Origin of the sequence: Streptomyces sp. NPDC002886 (genome assembly GCF_042888445.1) — a bacterium.
In the GTDB taxonomy this organism is placed as follows: Bacteria; Actinomycetota; Actinomycetes; order Streptomycetales; family Streptomycetaceae; genus Streptomyces.
On sequence record NZ_JBIAPV010000002.1, the window covers coordinates 468772 to 486662 of the forward strand.

Below are 17891 nucleotides of genomic sequence, written 5' to 3' on the forward strand. Positions count from 1 at the left end.
CCCCGGTGTCAGGATCTTCTGCGTCGGTGTGTCTGGATGGAGTGCCGGGACGGGCCCGGCGACGTGTTCGCTACTTGATCAGGTAGATCGTTGCGAAGAGGCCGATCCAGACGACATCGACGAAGTGCCAGTAGTAGGACACGACGATGGCCGACGTGGCCTGTTCGTGGGTGAACCTCTTGGCCGCGTACGTCCGGCCGAGGACCAGCAGGAAGGCGATGAGACCGCCCGTCACGTGCAGCCCGTGGAAGCCGGTGGTCAGGTAGAAGACCGAGCCGTACGGACCGGACGAGAGGCTCATGCCCTCGTGCTTGACCAGCTCGGTGTACTCGAACACCTGGCCGCCAATGAAGATCGCACCCATGACGAACGTGATGATGAACCACGTCCTGAGCTTCTTCACGTCACCGCGCTCGGCGGCGAATACGCCGAGCTGGCAGGTGAGCGAGGAAAGCACCAGGATCGTCGTGTTCGTCGCCGAGAAGGGCAGATTCAAGGCCGAAGCCTGTTCTGTCCAGTACTCGGCGCCTGTCACGGATCGCAGGGTGAAGTACATCGCGAAGAGGGCCGCGAAGAACATCAGCTCGGAACTCAACCAGATGATGGTTCCCACGCTGACGAGGTTCGGCCTGTTGACCGTCGGGTGCGCGTGCCCGGTATCTACTGTCGTTGCTGTCGCCACGACCGACATTATGTCGGTCCCTTATCCCGCCCTCACCCCGGGGGGTGCCGTTCGGAGTGTCAGGGGCGTGTGCAAGGCCCGAACGGCCCATCAGATCGCCCTGCGGGAGCCCGCGGGCGATCCCGGGGCGAGGCTGCGCGAACCGATGTTGACACCGGGTCGGACGGAGTAGCATCCCGCGCAACATCAACGTGATTCACGGGACACGTGGAGGAACGAAATGCGGGCGACTGCGCGGGTTCTGGTCTACAGCGACGACGCGGGCACCCGGGAGCAGGTGCGGCTGGCTGCCGGGCGCAGGCCGGCCTCGGACCTGCCGCCGGTCGAGTTCCTGGAGTGCGCCACGCTGCCGGCCGTCCTGAAGGAGCTGGACGCGGGCGGCATCGACGTCTGCGTGCTGGACGGCGAGGCGGTTCCGGCCGGGGGCATGGGGGTGTGCCGGCAGATCAAGGACGAGATCTTCCAGTGCCCGCCCGTCCTGCTTCTGATGGGCCGTCCGCAGGACGCCTGGCTGGCCACCTGGAGCCGCGCGGACGCCGCGGTCACCCTTCCGGTTGATCCGGTGGACTTCGCGCAGGCCCTGGCGGGTCTGCTGCGCGCGCGGCTCTCGCCGGCGGCGTAGTGGGGCTTACGGGGCCCGCGGAGCCTCACGGGGCCCGTGCGGCCCCCCGCGGGCCCGCACGGGCCCGTGCAGCCCTGTACCGGCGCATACCGGGGCACGGGGGCCCGTACGGTCCGTACGGGTGCCCGTGCCCCGGCTGCGTCCTCTCCCGGCGCTTCCGGCCCGGTGGTTACACCTGCGGGCGCAGACGGGCCTGGTCGACCGGGCTGCGGCCCTCCTGGGTGCCCTTGAGGAGGGCGCTGCCCTCGCGCCAGTCCTTCCAGTCCATGTTCCAGTCGCCGTAGCCGTTGCCGAAGGTGTCCATGTCGTCGCCGATGCTGTTGATGACGCGGACGATGTCGCCTTCGCTGATGTTCTCGTAGAACCAGGCGGCGTTGCCCGTGCTCATTCCGGTGCAGCCGTGGCTGACGTTCTCGTACCCCTGGGAGCCGACGGACCACGGCGCGGCGTGGACGTATTCACCGCTCCAGGTGACGCGGGTCGCGTAGTAGACGGGCAGGTTGTAGTACTCGCTGCCGCCGATGCCCACGGTGTCCCCGCGCATCTGGACGTAGTACTGCTTGCCGAGGACCACCTTGACGCCGTTGCGGGTGGAGAAGCCCGGCTTCCCGGTGGTCACCGGGATGGAATTGATCACTTCCCCGTTGCGCTTGAAGGTGAGCCAGTGCGAGGAGGCGTCCGTGGTGACCTCCACGCGGTCGCCGATCTCCAGCTTCAGCGGCTTGGAGGCGGCGCCGTGCAGGTCGTCGGAGATCTTGACGCCCTCCAGGTTGCTCCGTACGGAGACCGTGGTGTTGGCGGGCCAGTACTCCTTGGGCCGGTAGTGGAGCTTCTTGTCGTCCACCCAGTGCCAGGCGCCCACGGCTTCCGGCGGGGCGTCGACGACCAGGCCCCGTTCGATGACGGCGCGGGCGGCCTTGTCCTTCACGGGTTCGTTGAGTTCGGCCGTGAGGGGCTGTCCGACGCCGTACTTGCCCTCGTCCGGGCCGAATTCCACCTTGAGGACCTTCTGGGCCGGGGTGGTGTCGAAGGTGAGCGTGCGCTGCCCGGGGGCGCCCCGCTCGTCCTCGGTGCTCACGAGGACGGTGTAGCGGACGCCGGCGGCCATCGGGACGGTGCTGTGCCAGCGGTCGCCGGAGGCGGACAACTCGCCCGCCAGGCGGCGTCCGTGGGTGTCCACGGCGCTCACGTCGGTGATCCGGCCGTCCCCGCTCTTGGCGGTGACTTCCAGGGGCCGGTCCGGATCGACCGGGCGACTGCCGGAGGGCTGGTTGAGGGCGACTTGGTCGCCCGCGTCGTAGGGGCGGGCGGACAGCGGGTTGTCGTCGCCCGACCCGCATGCGGTGGCGCCGGCCCCGAGGGACGCGACCAGCAGGGAGCAGCCGATAACGGTCCAAAGACGCGGTGACTGGTTCATGGAGCCAACGCTATGAAGATATGACAATTACGGCGCGCGGGGTGACTGCAAACGAGGGGCCCGGACTCCTCCATTGGAGGTGTCCGGGCCCCTGGTCTCACGCTGCGACCGCTCCGGGGAGCGGCTCCGCGGGTGCGGCTACTGGTTCTGGTTCTCGCCGCGGTAGTACTCGTACACCCAGCCCCACAGACCCACGAGGATCAGCGGCGCCGAGAAGTACATCAGCCACCAGCCGAAGACGACGCCCATGAAGGCGAAGGCGCCACCGATGGCCAGCGAGAGCGGCTGCCAGCTGTGCGGGGAGAAGAACCCCAGCTCGCCCGCCTCGTCGGCGACGTCGGCCTCCAGGTTGTCCTGGGCCATCTGGTCCACACGCGCGGCCGTGAAGGCCAGGTAGTAGCCGATCATGGCGCTCAGGCCGAAGGCCAGTGCGAGCGCGGTGGTGCCGACCGGCTCCTTCGACCACACGCCGTACACGACGGTCATGATCAGGATGAAGGCGGCGAGCCACAGGAACATCCTGCCCTGGATCTTCACTTGCCGGCCTCCTTGCCACCAGCGACGGCCTTGGCGGCCACGGAGTGGTCCTCAAGGTGGTCGAGGGCCGCGATCTCGGGGTGGTGCAGATCGAATGCCGGGGATTCGGACCGGATCCTCGGCAGGGTGAGGAAGTTGTGCCGCGGCGGCGGGCAAGACGTCGCCCATTCGAGCGAACGGCCGTAGCCCCACGGGTCGTCGACCTCGACCTTCTTGCCGTACTTCGCCGTCTTCCAGACGTTGTACATGAAGGGGAGCATCGACAGGCCCAGGACGAACGAGCTGATCGTCGAGATGGTGTTCAGCAGCGTGAATCCGTCCGCCGCGAGGTAGTCCGCGTAACGACGCGGCATGCCCTCGGCGCCCAGCCAGTGCTGCACCAGGAAGGTGCCGTGGAAGCCGATGAACAGCGTCCAGAAGGTGATCTTGCCCAGGCGCTCGTCCAGCATCTTGCCCGTGAACTTCGGCCACCAGAAGTGGAAGCCGGCGAACATCGCGAAGACCACGGTGCCGAAGACGACGTAGTGGAAGTGCGCGACGACGAAGTACGAGTCGGAGACGTGGAAGTCCATCGGGGGCGAGGCCAGGATGACACCGGTCAGGCCACCGAAGGTGAAGGTGACCAGGAAGCCGATCGTCCAGAGCATCGGGGTCTCGAAGGACAGCGAGCCCTTCCACATGGTGCCGATCCAGTTGAAGAACTTCACACCGGTCGGAACCGCGATGAGGAACGTCATGAAGGAGAAGAACGGCAGCAGTACACCGCCGGTGACGTACATGTGGTGGGCCCACACGGTCACCGAAAGGCCGGCGATGGAAATCGTCGCGGCGATCAGACCGATGTAACCGAACATCGGCTTGCGCGAGAAGACCGGAATGATTTCGGAAACGATTCCGAAGAATGGCAACGCGATGATGTACACCTCTGGGTGTCCGAAGAACCAGAAGAGGTGTTGCCATAGCAGCGCGCCGCCGTTCGCGGCGTCGAAGACGTGCGCACCGAACTTGCGGTCGGCCTCCAGCGCGAAGAGCGCGGCGGCGAGCACCGGGAAGGCGAGCAGGACCAGGACACCGGTCAGCAGCACGTTCCAGGTGAAGATCGGCATGCGGAACATCGTCATGCCGGGGGCGCGCATGCAGATGATCGTGGTGATGAAGTTGACCGAACCGAGGATCGTGCCGAAGCCGGAGAAGGCCAGACCCATGATCCACATGTCGGCGCCGATGCCCGGCGAGCGGACGGCGTCCGACAGCGGGGAGTAGGCGAACCAACCGAAGTCGGCGGCACCCGAGGGGGTGATGAAGCCGGCCACCGCGATGGTCGAACCGAAGAGGTACAGCCAGTACGCGAACATGTTCAGCCGCGGGAACGCCACGTCGGGCGCGCCGATCTGCAGCGGCATGATCCAGTTCGCGAAGCCCGCGAACAGCGGGGTGGCGAACATCAGCAGCATGATCGTGCCATGCATGGTGAACGCCTGGTTGAACTGCTCGTTCGACATGATCTGCGTACCCGGACGGGCCAGCTCGGCGCGCATGAAGAGCGCCAGGAGACCGCCGATGAGGAAGAACACGAACGACGTCAGCAGGTACATCGTGCCGATGGTCTTGTGGTCGGTGGTGGTCAACCACTTCACGACCACGTTGCCCGGCTGCTTGCTCCGCACCGGCAGCTCGTTCTCGTACGAGTCCGCCTCGGCACCCTGAGGCTGGTTGAGGATGCTCACAGTTTGTTCACCTCAGCATTGCGGGCCGGGTCGGTCTGCTTGATGCCGGCCGGGAGGAAGCCGGTCTGACCCTTCTCCGCGAGCTCCTTCAGGTGCGCCTTGTACGCCTCCGGGGAGACGACCTTGACGTTGAAGAGCATTCGGGAGTGGTCGACACCGCAGAGCTCGGCGCACTTGCCCATGAAGACGCCCTCTTGGGTCGGGGTGACCTCGAAGACGTTGGTGTGGCCCGGAATGACGTCCTGCTTGAACAGGAAGGGGACCACCCAGAAGGAGTGGATGACGTCGTTCGACGACAGGATGAAGCGGACCTTCTCACCCTTCGGCAGCCAGAGCGTCGGGCCCGGGTTGCCGGTCTCCGCGTTCCGGTCGCTCGGGACGCCCTTGGTGTAGACGCCTTCGGCGCCCGCCGGGAAGTCCTTGGTGTAGCGGTCCGGGAGGCTGGCGAGTTCCTTGGGAACCTCGCCCGCCTTCGGGGTCGCCGCGTCGCCGTCGACGTCCTCGACGTAGTTGAAGCCCCAGCTCCACTGGTAGCCGATCACGTTGATCGTGTGCGCCGGCTTGGCGGAGAGGGAGAGCAGCTTCGACTCGTCGCGCGCGGTGAAGTAGAAGAGCACCGAGACGATGATGAGCGGGACCACGGTGTACAGCGCCTCGATGGGCATGTTGTACCGGGTCTGCGGGGGAACCTCGACCTTGGTCCGGCTGCGCCGGTGGAAGATGACGCTCCACATGATCAGGCCCCACACGAGGATGCCGGTGATCAGAGCGGCCGCCCAGGACCCCTGCCACAGCGAGAGGATGCGAGGCGCCTCTTCAGTGACCGGGGTGGGCAATCCGAGGCGGGGGAAGTCTTTCCATGTATACGAGCAACCAGTGGCGGTCGCCAGGACCACGCCCGCAGTCAGCGCCTGCAGCAGCTTCCGCCGCATCGGGCGCCGCGGCGAGCGGTCGGAGCCGTAGGGACTCACGTAGCGCCTTCCCGAGAGTCTCGGCCCGCGCGGCCGGCCGCGGCCGCATTCGGGTCGGTCGCCGGCCCTGACGCAGGCAGGGGTTTGGATGTTTATGCGGACCAAACCCTACTGGACGCTATTTGGGGTCGCGCGGGGAGGGTGCCCAACGCGCCGTTACTGACCCCGAAGGGATGGATCCGCCGTACGGGGGACGGCCCAATCGACCCCGAATGGCAGCATCCTGACCCCTTCTGACGACCCCTGACCTCGTCCGATCGCCACGCCGGCGCGGCGGCCGGTTAGCGTGACCGGATGCCGTACTTCGACACCGCGTCCGCCGCCCCGCTGCACCCCGTGGCCCGGCAGGCGCTCCAGGCCTCCCTTGACGAAGGCTGGGCCGATCCGGCCCGGCTGTACCGCGAAGGGCGCCGGGCCCGGCTGCTGCTGGACGCGGCGCGGGAGGCCGCGGCGGAGGCCGTGGGCTGCCGCCCCGACGAGCTCGCGTTCACTCCTTCGGGGACGCACGCGGTTCACTCGGGCATGGCCGGGGTCTTGGCGGGGCGTCGGCGCGTCGGCGGGCATCTGGTCGTATCAGCGGTGGAACACAGCTCCGTACTGCACGCGGCGGAGGTCCACGCGACGGCCGGCGGGCGGGTCGAGGAGGTCCCGGTGGACCGCTTCGGCCGGGTGTCCGCCTCCTCCTACGGGGAACGGGTGGGCTCCTCCACCGCGCTGGCCTGCCTCCAGTCCGCCAACCACGAGGTCGGCACCGTCCAGCCCGTGGCCGAGGTCGCCGAGGTGTGCGCCGCCGCCGGGGTCCCGTTGCTGGTGGACGCCGCGCAGTCGCTGGGCTGGGGGCCGGTCCCCGGGAACTGGTCGGTGCTGTGCGCGAGCGCCCACAAATGGGGCGGCCCGCCCGGGATCGGCCTGCTGGCGGTCCGCAAGGGAGTGCGCTTCGCCCCCCAAGGCCCCGCCGACGAAAGGGAGTCGGGGCGCTCCCCCGGTTTCGTCAACCTGCCCGCGGCCGTCGCCGCGGCGGCCTCCCTGCGGGCGGTGCGGGCCGAGGCGGACGCGGAGGCGGCCCGCCTGCGGATCCTGGTGGACCGGCTGCGGCGCCGGGTGGCCCGCCTGGTGCCGGACGTGGAGGTGGTGGGCCATCCAGACCTCCGGCTCCCGCACCTGGTCACCTTCTCCTGCCTGTACGTGGACGGGGAGACCCTGCTCCACGGGCTGGACCGGGCCGGCTACTCCGTCTCCTCCGGGTCCTCGTGCACCAGCTCGACGCTGACGCCCAGCCATGTCCTGCGGGCCATGGGGGTGCTGTCGGAGGGGAACGTACGGGTCTCCCTGCCGGCCGGTACGACGGCGGCGGAGGTCAACGGCCTCCTGGAGGTCCTGCCGGGGCTGGTGGCGGGAATCCGCGAGCAACTCGGCGCGGTGGAACCGGCTTCGGCCGCCGATCCGGAGGCGGAATCCCTGGAACTGGACACCCTCGGCCTGCGGTGTCCGCAGCCGGTGATCGAGCTGGGCCGGGCGATCGGGCGGGTGCCGGTGGGGGGGACGGTGACCGTCCTGTCGGACGACGAGGTCGCGCGGCTGGACATTCCGGCGTGGTGCGCGATGCGGGGGCAGACCTACGTGGGCGAAGCCCCGCGTCCCCTCGGTACCGCGTACACGGTCCGCCGGGCGGTCTGATCCGGCCCGCGGCCGTGGCCGGCGTGCGGCCCCTGTGACGGGGCCGCCCTGCGGGGCGGAGTTCGCCTACCCGCCCTTCCACCGTTCCCCGGGCTCTGCCCGGACCCGGTCCTCGGGGTCTGGGGCGGATCCCCGGGGAACGGGCGAAGGGCGGGCAGGGGACTTCGCCCCGCAGGGCCCATCACCCGCACCCGCCCCCGGGCGGCGGCCGGACCTGGCCCGTGAGGGCTACGCCGGGAGGTGGGACCGGACTTCCGCCGCGGCCTCGTCGCCGTAGGCCTTCGTGAAGCGCTCCATGAAGTGGGCCCGGCCCAGGGTGTACTCCTGGGTGCCGAGGGTCTCGATGACGAGCGTGGCCAGCATGCAGCCGACCTGCGCGGCCCGCTCCAGGCCGACGCCCCAGCCCAGGCCCGTCAGGAAGCCCGCGCGGAACGCGTCGCCGACGCCCGTCGGGTCGACCTTCGCGGTCTCCTCCGGGCAGCCGACCACGATCGGGTCGTGGCCGACCCGGTCGATGCGGACGCCGTTCGAGCCGAGGGTGGTGACCCGGGTGCCGACCTTGGCCAGGATCTCCGCGTCGGTCCAGCCGGACTTCGCCTCGATGAGGCCCTTCTCGTACTCGTTCGAGAAGAGGTACGTCGCGCCCTCCATCAGGGTGCGGATGTTGTCGCCGTCCATCCGGGCGATCTGCTGCGAGAAGTCCGCCGCGAAGGGGATCTCCCGCGTACGGCACTCCTCCGTGTGGCGCAGCATCGCCTCGGGGTCGTCCGCGCCGATCAGGACGAGGTCCAGGCCGCCGACCCGGTCCGAGACCGACTTCAGCTCGATCAGGCGGGCCTCGCTCATCGCGCCCGTGTAGAAGGAGCCGATCTGGTTGTGGTCGGCGTCCGTCGTACAGACGAAGCGCGCGGTGTGCAGCACCTCGGAGATCCGTACGGACTGGGTGTCGACGCCGTTGCGGTCGAGCCAGGCGCGGTACTCGTCGAAGTCGGAGCCGGCGGCTCCGACGAGGATCGGCCGGGCGCCGAGCTGCCCCATGCCGAAGCAGATGTTCGGGCCGACGCCGCCGCGCCGCACGTCGAGGTTGTCGACGAGGAAGGAGAGGGAGACCGTGTGCAGCTGGTCCGCGACCAACTGGTCGGCGAAGCGGCCGGGGAAGGTCATGAGGTGGTCGGTGGCGATGGAGCCGGTGACTGCGATACGCACGGCGTGGACGCTCCTGCGGGGGAAGGCAAGGGGACAGTCAAAACTACCCTTTCGGCGGGCGGACGGCCGACCGGCCGAAACTACCCCGTAGTAGCTCTTTCTTCACCCGCGGTGGCGTGCCTACCGTGCCCCATGACCTACACCGATGGCTTCGGGCACGTCCGGACCTCCGAGAACACGGCGGGCACCCCCTTCGAACAGTTGCTGGGCGACTGCGCCCGGATGGCCCCGCACTGGCCCGTTCCCGCCGATCGTCGGCCGGATCGGGTGGTGGCGCCGTCGCAGATCAACGGGATCCGCGTCCCGGCGGCCTCGGCCCGCCTGATCGCCTCCACGGCGGTCTACGGCTACTAGGCCGTCTGGACCGTCCGGCCGGCCCCGGCGGAACCGGATCCGCGTCTGTTCCGTCACACCCGCATCACCCCATGCGGGACGGGCAAAGGAGCGATGCGGTGACCAGCGAACACTCCGATGGACTGGAAGCACCCGAGGGAGCCGGGGCGGCCGAGGGTCTCGGCGCCCCCGATTCGTCACGTGTCACACGACGGCGGCCGGTCTGGGTCGTCGGTTCGATCGCGGCCGCCGTCCTGCTCACCGGCGGCGGCACCGCGTACTGGGCGTCGGTCGCCCACGGCGAGGGCCGTGCGAGCGAGGCGCGTACGGCGGACAGCGCGGCCTCCGCGCCCCGTACGGCCGCCTCCGCGCCGACTCCGCCCGGGCCCGGCATCGCCCCCGGCGAGCCCGACCCCTCCGGCGGCGGGGTCACCTACACCGCGGACGTCCCCCTCCCCGACGGCCCCGCCACGGCGCCGGCCTTCGTGGCGAGCGGCGAGGTGACCTCCGCGGAGGTCGCGCGGCTCGCCACGGCGCTCGGAATCTCCGGCGCGCCCCGGCTCGCCGGGGAGACCTGGCAGGCCGGGGAGGCGGCCGACGGCTCCGGGCCCCGGCTCACGGTGAACCTCAAGGCCCCCGGGACCTGGAACTACTCCCGTTTCCAGGTCGGCGGCACCGGCGACGACTGCGTCCGCGGCAAGGACACCTGCGGCCCGGCCACCCTCCCCCAGGACCTGGGCCGGGAGCACGGCGGCACCGGGGGCACCCCCGTGTCCGAGGCCGCCGCCAGGGCCGCCGCCGCGCCCGTGCTGACGGCCGTGGGACAGGGCTCGGCCGCGCTCGACGCCCGGATCACACAGGGCTCCGTACGTCTGGTGACGGCCGACCCGGTGATCGGGGGCTCGCGCACGCAGGGCTGGTCCACCCGGATCGGCGTCGGGGTGGACTCCCAGGTGGTGTCGGGCAGTGGCGAGCTGAAGGTTCCGGTGCGGGCCGCCACCGAGCAGCCGGTGATCGGGGCCGTCGACGCGCTGGCCCGGCTGAACGACAAGTCCCGGGGCTCCGGCGCCACGGACCCGGGCCCCAGCGGCTGCGCCACGAGCGTCCCGCTGACTCCGGACTCCCCGGACGGCGCCACGGACACGCTGCCGTGCAACCCGGAGCCCCGGCCGATGAAGCCGACGCGGACGGAGTCGGTGCGGGGCGCCGAGCTCGGGCTGGTCCCGGGCACAGTCGACGGGGCCCGCGGCCTGGTACCGGCCTGGCTGTTCGAGGTGGCCGGCAAGAACGGCGGCCCAGGGCACACGGTGGCCCAGCCGGCGGCCCTGACCGGGGAGACTCCCCCGGTGGACCTGCCCACCCCGGTCGACCCGCCCGCGAAGGGGCAGAGCGTGCCCGGTTTCTCGTACGCCTCGGCCGACCGGACGCTGACCGTGAACTTCTGGGGCGGGGTGTGCAGCACGTACGCCCTGGAGGTCCGGGAGCAGCCGGAGACGGTGATGGTGAAGATCACGGACACCCCGAACAAGCCGGGGCAGTCCTGCATCCTGATCGCGAAGGAGATGACGGTGACGGCCACGCTCCAGCAGCCGCTCGGCGACCGCAAGGTGATCGACGCGACGAACGGCAAGGCCGTCCCCCGCCAGTAGGCGCGGCCGTCCCCCCCGCCCCTGGGCGCCGGGACGTGCGAGAGGGGCCCGCCCGCGGATGTCCGCGGGCGGGCCCCTCTCGTCGGGCCCTGCGAGCTCAGCCGGGCCGTGAGGCCCCGCCGGGCCTAGTTGAAGGAATCGCCGCAGGCGCAGGAGCCCGTGGCGTTCGGGTTGTCGATCGTGAAGCCCTGCTTCTCGATGGTGTCGACGAAGTCGATGGACGCACCGTGCAGGTACGGGGAGCTCATCCGGTCGGTGACGACCTTCACACCGTCGAAGTCCTTCACGACGTCGCCGTCGAGGGAGCGCTCGTCGAAGAAGAGCTGGTAGCGCAGGCCCGAGCAGCCACCGGGCTGGACGGCGACGCGCAGCGCCAGGTCATCGCGGCCTTCCTGCTCCAGCAGGGTCCTGACCTTCTCGGCGGCGGCGTCGGACAGGAGGATGCCGTCGCTCACGGTGGTCTTTTCGTCCTGTACGGACATCTGCATTCACTCCCGAAGTGGGCGGCTCCCCGCCGGGAGCGGGGAAACGTCGGACTCTTGCCGTCGGTGGCAACGAGCGGGACCGCGGATTCATTCCGGGACCCGACGCGTGTTTCAGAAATTCCATGCTCGCACACCACCGCGCGGTGGTGGGTCCCCGCGAGGCACCCGCGACGGGCGGGCGAATTCGTCACATCGACACTATCGGCATCGTCAAAGTGACGTGAAGCAGTTATGATAGATAGCGTCAAATAGACGAGAAGTCGAAGCGATGGCTTCAGAGTGGCTTCAGAAGTCCCTTGTCGCAGAACAGAAAGGGTGCGTGTCGTGACCACCGCCCAGCCTTTGGACAACCAGCCTTTGGACGTCCAGCCGACGCCCCTCGCCCTGCTGCTGCTCGGCCGCGAGGCCGACCCCAAGAGCGAGCGCGGGGTGGAGTGCCCCGGCGACCTGCCCTCGCCGTCGGACCCGGACCTCGTGGCGCGCGCCCGTGCCGCCAAGGAGAAGCTCGGGGACAAGGTCTTCATCCTCGGCCACCACTACCAGCGTGACGAGGTCATCGAGTTCGCCGACGTCACCGGTGACTCCTTCAAGCTGGCCAAGGACGCGGCCGCCAAGCCGGAGGCCGAGTACATCGTCTTCTGCGGCGTCCACTTCATGGCCGAGTCCGCGGACATCCTGACCTCGGACGACCAGAAGGTCGTCCTGCCGGACCTGGCGGCGGGCTGCTCGATGGCCGACATGGCCACCGCCGAGCAGGTCGCGGAGTGCTGGGACGTGCTGACCGACGCCGGTGTCGCCGGGGTCACGGTGCCCGTCTCGTACATGAACTCCTCGGCCGACATCAAGGCCTTCACGGGCAAGCACGGCGGCACGATCTGTACGTCGTCCAACGCCAAGAAGGCCCTGGAGTGGGCGTTCGAGCAGGGCGAGAAGATCCTCTTCCTGCCGGACCAGCACCTGGGCCGCAACACCGCCGTCCGCGACATGGGCATGTCCCTCGACGACTGCGTGCTGTACAACCCGCACAAGCCGAACGGCGGCCTGACCGTCGAGCAGCTGCGGAACGCCAAGATGATCCTGTGGCGCGGCCACTGCTCGGTGCACGGCCGTTTCTCGGTCGACTCGGTCAACGACGTGCGCGCCCGCATCCCCGGCGTCAACGTCCTGGTCCACCCGGAGTGCAAGCACGAGGTCGTGGCGGCCGCGGACTACGTCGGCTCCACCGAGTACATCATCAAGGCGCTGGAGGCGGCCCCGGCCGGCTCCAAGTGGGCCATCGGTACCGAGCTGAACCTCGTCCAGCGTCTGGCCAACCGTTTCGCCGCGGAGGACAAGGAAGTCGTCTTCCTCGACAAGACGGTCTGCTTCTGCTCGACCATGAACCGCATCGACCTCCCCCACCTGGTGTGGACCCTGGAGTCCCTGGCCGAGGGCAACCTCGTCAACCAGATCCAGGTCGACAAGGAGACCGCGGACTTCGCCAAGCTCGCCCTGGAGCGGATGCTCGCGCTTCCGTAGGACCCGTGAGCACGACCGAAGGGCCGCCCCTCCTGTGAGGGGCGGCCCTTCGGCTTGTACGGGTCCTCCCGCGGGTCAGACCTTGACCGGGCTCTCGTCCGCGGAGGACGCCGGGGCCGGGACCACGGTCAGGCGGGCCCTCTTCTTCGCGCTGCGGCGCTCCTTGCGGAGCTCCAGCATCGTGTAGAGGGTCGGCACCAGGAGCAGGGTCAGCAGGGTGGAGCTGATCAGGCCGCCGATGACGACCACCGCGAGCGGCTGCGAGATGAAGCCGCCCTCGCCGGTGACGCCCAGCGCCATCGGGAGCAGCGCGAAGATCGTCGCCAGTGCCGTCATCAGGATCGGGCGCAGCCGGTGGCGGCCGCCCTCGACGACCGCCTCGATCACGCCGTAGCCCTGGGCCCGGTACTGGTTGACCAGGTCGATCAGGACGATCGCGTTGGTCACGACGATGCCGATGAGCATCAGCATGCCGATCATCGCCGGGACCCCCAGCGGGGTGCCGGTGACCAGGAGCAGGCCGAGCGCGCCGGTCGCCGCGAAGGGGATCGAGACCAGCAGGATCAGCGGCTGGACCAGCGAGCGGAACGTGGCGACCAGCAGCATGAACACGATCGCGATGGCCGCGAGCATGGCCAGGCCCAGCTGGCCGAAGGCCTCGCTCTGGTCCTGTCCGACGCCGCCGATGGTGGCCGTGGCGCCCTCGGGCAGGTCCAGGGCCTTGATCTTCGTCTGCAGGGTGGAGCTGACGGCGCCGGTGTTGTCGCCGACCGGCTTCGCGCTGATGGTCGCGGCGCGGGCGCCGTCGATCCGGGTCATCGCGACGGGGCCGGGGACCTCCTTGACCTCGGCGATGTCGCCGAGCTTCACGGGGCCGACGGGCAGCGCCCGCAGCTGGGCCAGGGTGGTGGCCGGCTGCGCGGACTTGATGACGATGTTGCGCTCGGTGTCGTCCAGTACGGCCTTGCCCGCCGGGTTGCCGCGTACGGCCTGGCCGACGATGGCACCGAGCGCCGCCTGGTTCAGGCCGAACTCCGCCGCCTTGGGGGTGGCGATGACCGAGATCCGGGGCACGGACTGGGACAGGTCGCTCTGGACGTCGGTGACGTCCTCGATCTTCGCCACCTCGGCGCGGACCTGCTCGGCGGCCTTGGCGAGGACGGCGCCGTCGCCCGCCTTGACCACGACGCTGAGGTTCTGGCTGCCGAAGCCGTCGCCGGCCGCGATGGTGGTCTCGCCTATGCCGTCGAGCCCCTTGAGGGCGGTCTCGATGTGCTTCTTGGCGGACTCGGTCTTCCCCGAGTCCTCCAGCGTGACCTGGTACGAGGCCTGGTTGGAGCCCGTACCGCCGCCGAAGGCGGCCAGGAAGCCGGAGGAGCCGACGGTGACCTGGTAGTCCTTGACCCCGTCGGTCCCGTCCAGGACCTTCTCGACCTTGCGGCTCGCCTCGTCGGCGGCGGCCAGCGAGGTGCCGGGCGGCAACTGCTGCTTGATGCTGAGGACTTCCTGCTCGCCCTGGTCGAAGAAGTTCGTCTTGAGCAGCGGGGTCATGCCCAGCGTCGCGACGAGCACCACGACGGCGACGATCAGGGTGGCGACCCGGCGGCGGGTGACCAGGCCCAGCGCCCGTACGTAGAACCGCTGGAGCTTGCTGCGGGACTCCTTCTCCTCGGCCTCGCGGCGGGCCTTCTCGATGCTCGCGGCGTCCCCTTCGCTGACGCCCTTCGGCGCGCGCAGGAACCAGTACGAGAGCACCGGCACGACCGTCAGGGAGACGAGCAGCGAGGCCAGCAGGGCCGCGGTGACGGTGATGGAGAACGGGCCGAAGAACTGGCCGACCATGCCGCCGACGAAGGCGATCGGCAGGAAGACGGCGACGGTGGTGAGCGTGGAGGAGGTGACCGCGCCGGCCACCTCCTTGACCGCGGTGATGATCGCGTGCTGCCGCTCCTCGCCGTAGCCGAGGTGGCGCTTGATGTTCTCCAGGACCACGATCGAGTCGTCGACGACCCGGCCGATGGCGATGGTGAGGGCGCCCAGCGTCAGCATGTTGAGGGAGAGGTCGCGGGTCCACAGCACGATCAGCGCGAGGACGACGGACAGCGGGATGGAGACCGCGGTGACGAGCGTCGAGCGCAGCGAGCCGAGGAAGACCAGGATCACGACGACCGCGAAGACGAGGCCGAGCAGGCCCTCGGTGGTCAGGCCCGAGATGGACTTGGCGACGGCCGGGCCCTGGTCGCTGACCACGGTCAGGCCGGCGCCGGAGCCGAGGGTGGAGCGGAGCTCGGGCAGCTTGTCCTTGACCGCGTCCGAGATGGCGACGGCGCTGCCGTCCTTGTCCATGGTGAGGACGAGGGCGAGGCTGGGCTTGCCGTTGGTGCGGGTGAGGGAGTCGGCCTTGGCCGCCTCCTGCTTCACGCTCGCCACGTCGCCGAGGCGGACGGCGGGCTTGCCCGGTCCGGCGGTGAGGCGCAGGTCCTCCAGCTGGGCGAGCGAGGTGTAGCCCGAACCGACGCGCACGGTGCGGTTCTTGCCCGCCTCGTCGAAGGAGCCGGCGGGGACGGTGGCGCCGCCCGCCTGGAGGCCCTGGGCCAGGGCCGCGCCGTCGAGGCCGGCGGCGGCGAGCTTGGCGTCGTCGGGGGTGACCGTGACCTGCAGGTCCCGTACGCCGTCCACGGTGACCTGGCCGACGCCCGCGATGTCCTGGAGCGCGGGGACCACGGACTTGTTCAGCTGGTCGGCCAGCGCCTGCTGGTCCTTGTCGGAGGTGACGGCGAGGACCACGGTCGGCATGTCGTCGGTGGAACCGGCGATCACCTGCGGGTCGACCTCGGCGGGCAGCCGTACGCGGGCCCGGTTGACGGCCTGCTGGACGTCGGCGACGAGCTGCTTGGTGCCCTCGTCGCCGTAGTCGAAGGTCGCCATGATCAGGGCGTTGCCCTCGCTGGCGGTGGAGGTGACGCCGGTGATGCCGTCGACGCCCTTGAGCATGGCTTCGATCGGCTCGACGACCTGCTTCTCCACCACGTCGGGCGAGGCGCCCTGGTACGGCGCGAGCACGGACACCATCGGCAGGTCGATGGAGGGCAGCAGCTGCTGCTTGAGCTGCGGGATGGCAATGGCGCCGAAGAGGATCGCGACGAGCGACACGAGGCCGATCAGCGCCCTCTGGGCGAGGCTGAAGCGGGACAGCCGGAACATGGCTATGGGGATCTCTCTGCAGGGACGCGGTGACGTCTACGAGGCATGACGGACGGCCGTGCCTTCGGGCACGCGCGGGGCCCCTCAGCCTCTCGTGCGCACGGGCGCGCCGACGTCGCCCCCAGGTCCCGTCCTTATCCAGGGCATACCGCGTTCGCAGTAGGCGGGAGTACTCCGGGATCCCCAGTGACCCCTCCGAACTAGTCCGCCCGGGGCCGGACCAGTCCCGATTCGTACGCGATGACCACCAATTGCGCCCTGTCGCGGGCACCGAGCTTGGACATGGCCCGGTTCACGTGGGTCTTGACGGTGAGCGGGCTGACTTCCAGCCGGCGGGCGATCTCGTCGTTGGACAGGCCCGCCGCCACGAGGACGAGGACCTCGCGCTCGCGTCCGGTCAGCGCGGCCAGGCGCTGCACGTGGGCCGCGGCGGGGGTGGCCCCCTCGCCGCCGCCCTGCGCGAGGAAGGTGGCGATGAGCCCCTTGGTGGCGGCCGGGGAGAGCAGCGCGTCGCCGGCGGCCGCGACGCGGATGGCGTTGAGCAGTTCCTCGGGCTCGGCTCCCTTGCCGAGGAAGCCGGAGGCGCCCGCCCGCAGGGCCGCCGCCACGTACTCGTCCACCTCGAAGGTCGTCAGCATCACCACGCGGACCTCGGCCAGTTCGGCATCGGCGCTGATCAGCCGGGTGGCGGCGAGGCCGTCGGTGCCGGGCATCCGGATGTCCATGAGCACGACGTCGGGCCGGAGGGTGCGCGCGAGCTCGAAGGCCTGCGCCCCGTCGGAGGCCTCCCCGACGACGCACATGTCGGCCTCGGAGTCGACGAGCACCTTGAACGCGCTGCGCAGCAGGGCCTGGTCGTCGGCGAGGAGCACCCGGATGGGCGTCGGGGCCTGGTTCGGGGTCTGTTCCACGCCCCGACCCTACGTCGTCCCGCGCGGCCCGGGATCGCCAGGCCTGGGCCGTCTCCTTCGGATCTCTCCGGTCGGGCCTGATCCGAAAGAGCCGGTCGGGCTCGATCCGAAAGAGACGGTCTAGCCCAGGGCCAGTACGACCAGGGCGGCGGTCGCCGAGACCTCGGCCAGGGCTCCGAACACGTCACCGGTGACCCCGTCGAAGCGGCGTACGCAGCGGCGGAGCAGGGCCTCCGCCGCCAGCAGGGCGACCAGGACGGCCGCCGCGTGCTGCGCGGCGGCCGGCAGGCCCAGCGGGAGGGCGGCGGCGGCGGACAGGAGCACGACGAGTGCGGCGACCGCGACGGCCGCCTCACGCGGGACGACTCCGGCGACGGCCGCGCCCAGCCCCTCCGGGCGGGCCGGCGGGATCCCGTCGCGGGAGGCGAGGGTCATGGCGAGCCGGGCGGTGACGGCGGCGACCACGGCGGCCAGGGCGCCCCGGTTCCAGCTGTCGGCGTACACGTTCGCCAGCGCCGCGACCTGGACCAGCAGGAGGAACACCAGTGCCACCACACCGAAGGGCCCGATGTCGGACTGCTTCATGATGCGCAGCGCGGCGTCGGCGGGCTTGGCGCTGCCCAGGCCGTCCGCCGTGTCGGCGAGGCCGTCCAGGTGCAGGGCTCGGGTCAGGGCCGCCGGTACGGCGACGCTGACGGCGGCGGCGAGCAGCGGACCTCCGCCGCACAGCAGGAGGACCACCCCGGGCGCGGCCGCGAGGAGCCCCACGACGAGCCCGGCGAGCGGGGCGCAGGCCATGCCGGTGCGGGCGGCGGGGCGGTCCCAGCGGGTGATGCGCGCGGGCAGCACGGTGAGCGTGCCGAAGGCGAAGCGCACCCCGTCGAGCAGCGAGGCGCGCTCCGGGGGCGGGGTCGGGGACGGGCCGTCGTACGAATCTGTCATCGGCGCGAAC

General features: G+C 70.3%; 15 protein-coding genes. 5 read left to right on the forward strand and 10 right to left on the reverse strand.

Annotated features, from left to right (window positions below):
- Positions 1-70: 70 nt before the first annotated feature.
- Positions 71-691, reverse strand: a complete 621-nt coding sequence (locus ACFYYB_RS08300; protein ID WP_008738823.1) for a heme-copper oxidase subunit III — start codon at positions 689-691, stop codon at positions 71-73.
- A 211-nt stretch (positions 692-902) separates the two neighbouring features.
- Between ACFYYB_RS08300 and ACFYYB_RS08305 the strand changes: the two genes are divergently transcribed.
- Positions 903-1304 carry a hypothetical protein gene (locus ACFYYB_RS08305; protein ID WP_389433974.1) on the forward strand — a complete coding sequence of 134 codons (402 nt, stop codon included), beginning with the start codon at positions 903-905 and terminating at the stop codon, positions 1302-1304.
- 169 nt (positions 1305-1473) lie between these two features.
- On the opposite strand, the gene ACFYYB_RS08310 is transcribed toward ACFYYB_RS08305, so the two are convergent.
- The 4 genes from ACFYYB_RS08310 to coxB all read right to left on the reverse strand — a co-directional run bounded on the left by ACFYYB_RS08310 (position 1474) and on the right by coxB (position 5956).
- A complete protein-coding gene (locus ACFYYB_RS08310; RefSeq protein ID WP_389433976.1) occupies positions 1474-2721 on the reverse strand; it encodes an Ig-like domain-containing protein in 1248 nt (415 codons plus the stop codon).
- Positions 2722-2859: 138 nt separating this feature from the next.
- A complete protein-coding gene (locus tag ACFYYB_RS08315; protein WP_389433978.1) occupies positions 2860-3258 on the reverse strand; it encodes a cytochrome c oxidase subunit 4 in 399 nt (132 codons plus the stop codon).
- Entirely contained in the window at positions 3255-4985 is a 1731-nt protein-coding gene (gene ctaD / locus ACFYYB_RS08320) for a cytochrome c oxidase subunit I (RefSeq protein WP_327307112.1), read from the reverse strand. The genes ACFYYB_RS08315 and ctaD overlap by 4 nt, the downstream gene beginning before the upstream one ends.
- A complete protein-coding gene (gene coxB / locus ACFYYB_RS08325) occupies positions 4982-5956 on the reverse strand; it encodes a cytochrome c oxidase subunit II (RefSeq protein ID WP_389433979.1) in 975 nt (324 codons plus the stop codon). The genes ctaD and coxB overlap by 4 nt, the downstream gene beginning before the upstream one ends.
- A 294-nt stretch (positions 5957-6250) precedes the next feature.
- Here coxB and ACFYYB_RS08330 point away from each other — a divergent pair, with 294 nt between their 5' ends.
- The gene (locus ACFYYB_RS08330) at positions 6251-7633 is read left to right on the forward strand and encodes a cysteine desulfurase/sulfurtransferase TusA family protein (RefSeq protein WP_389433980.1); all 1383 of its coding nucleotides are present in this window, start codon (positions 6251-6253) and stop codon (positions 7631-7633) included.
- 228 nt (positions 7634-7861) lie between these two features.
- Here the strand turns inward: ACFYYB_RS08330 and ACFYYB_RS08335 are convergent, their stop codons facing one another.
- Positions 7862-8839, reverse strand: coding sequence for a carbohydrate kinase family protein (locus ACFYYB_RS08335; protein ID WP_389433981.1), 978 nt, complete (start codon positions 8837-8839; stop codon positions 7862-7864).
- A gap of 132 nt (positions 8840-8971) precedes the next feature.
- Here ACFYYB_RS08335 and ACFYYB_RS08340 point away from each other — a divergent pair, with 132 nt between their 5' ends.
- Together ACFYYB_RS08340 and ACFYYB_RS08345 are read left to right on the forward strand one after the other, a co-directional pair.
- Positions 8972-9193 carry a hypothetical protein gene (locus tag ACFYYB_RS08340; protein ID WP_389433982.1) on the forward strand — a complete coding sequence of 74 codons (222 nt, stop codon included), beginning with the start codon at positions 8972-8974 and terminating at the stop codon, positions 9191-9193.
- A 98-nt stretch (positions 9194-9291) separates the two neighbouring features.
- Positions 9292-10821 carry a hypothetical protein gene (locus tag ACFYYB_RS08345; RefSeq protein WP_389433984.1) on the forward strand — a complete coding sequence of 510 codons (1530 nt, stop codon included), beginning with the start codon at positions 9292-9294 and terminating at the stop codon, positions 10819-10821.
- Between the two features lie 125 nt (positions 10822-10946).
- On the opposite strand, the gene erpA is transcribed toward ACFYYB_RS08345, so the two are convergent.
- Positions 10947-11303, reverse strand: a complete 357-nt coding sequence (gene erpA, locus ACFYYB_RS08350) for an iron-sulfur cluster insertion protein ErpA (protein ID WP_243330017.1) — start codon at positions 11301-11303, stop codon at positions 10947-10949.
- Between the two features lie 318 nt (positions 11304-11621).
- Here erpA and nadA point away from each other — a divergent pair, with 318 nt between their 5' ends.
- Positions 11622-12824 (forward strand): quinolinate synthase NadA, encoded by a 1203-nt coding sequence (gene nadA, locus ACFYYB_RS08355; protein WP_389433986.1) that lies wholly within the window; start codon positions 11622-11624, stop codon positions 12822-12824.
- A gap of 75 nt (positions 12825-12899) precedes the next feature.
- Here the strand turns inward: nadA and ACFYYB_RS08360 are convergent, their stop codons facing one another.
- The 3 genes from ACFYYB_RS08360 to cobS form a co-directional block, all read right to left on the reverse strand.
- Positions 12900-16028: an efflux RND transporter permease subunit gene (locus ACFYYB_RS08360; protein ID WP_389433988.1), complete on the reverse strand. Its 3129-nt coding sequence runs from the start codon at positions 16026-16028 to the stop codon at positions 12900-12902.
- A gap of 200 nt (positions 16029-16228) precedes the next feature.
- Entirely contained in the window at positions 16229-16939 is a 711-nt protein-coding gene (locus ACFYYB_RS08365; protein ID WP_389433989.1) for a response regulator, read from the reverse strand.
- 120 nt (positions 16940-17059) lie between these two features.
- Positions 17060-17881 (reverse strand): adenosylcobinamide-GDP ribazoletransferase, encoded by an 822-nt coding sequence (cobS, locus tag ACFYYB_RS08370; RefSeq protein WP_389433990.1) that lies wholly within the window; start codon positions 17879-17881, stop codon positions 17060-17062.
- Between the last annotated feature and the right edge of the window lie 10 nt (positions 17882-17891).

What these genes read in the sequence shown, in the direction of transcription:
- ACFYYB_RS08300 (WP_008738823.1), bottom strand. Translation starts at nt 691, where the DNA reads ATGTCGGTCGTGGCGACAGCAACGACAGTAGATACCGGGCACGCGCAC.
- ACFYYB_RS08305 (WP_389433974.1), top strand. Translation starts at nt 903, where the DNA reads ATGCGGGCGACTGCGCGGGTTCTGGTCTACAGCGACGACGCGGGCACC.
- ACFYYB_RS08310 (WP_389433976.1), bottom strand. Translation starts at nt 2,721, where the DNA reads ATGAACCAGTCACCGCGTCTTTGGACCGTTATCGGCTGCTCCCTGCTG.
- ACFYYB_RS08330 (WP_389433980.1), top strand. Translation starts at nt 6,251, where the DNA reads ATGCCGTACTTCGACACCGCGTCCGCCGCCCCGCTGCACCCCGTGGCC.
- ACFYYB_RS08340 (WP_389433982.1), top strand. Translation starts at nt 8,972, where the DNA reads ATGACCTACACCGATGGCTTCGGGCACGTCCGGACCTCCGAGAACACG.
- erpA (WP_243330017.1), bottom strand. Translation starts at nt 11,303, where the DNA reads ATGTCCGTACAGGACGAAAAGACCACCGTGAGCGACGGCATCCTCCTG.
- ACFYYB_RS08360 (WP_389433988.1), bottom strand. Translation starts at nt 16,028, where the DNA reads ATGTTCCGGCTGTCCCGCTTCAGCCTCGCCCAGAGGGCGCTGATCGGC.
- cobS (WP_389433990.1), bottom strand. Translation starts at nt 17,881, where the DNA reads ATGACAGATTCGTACGACGGCCCGTCCCCGACCCCGCCCCCGGAGCGC.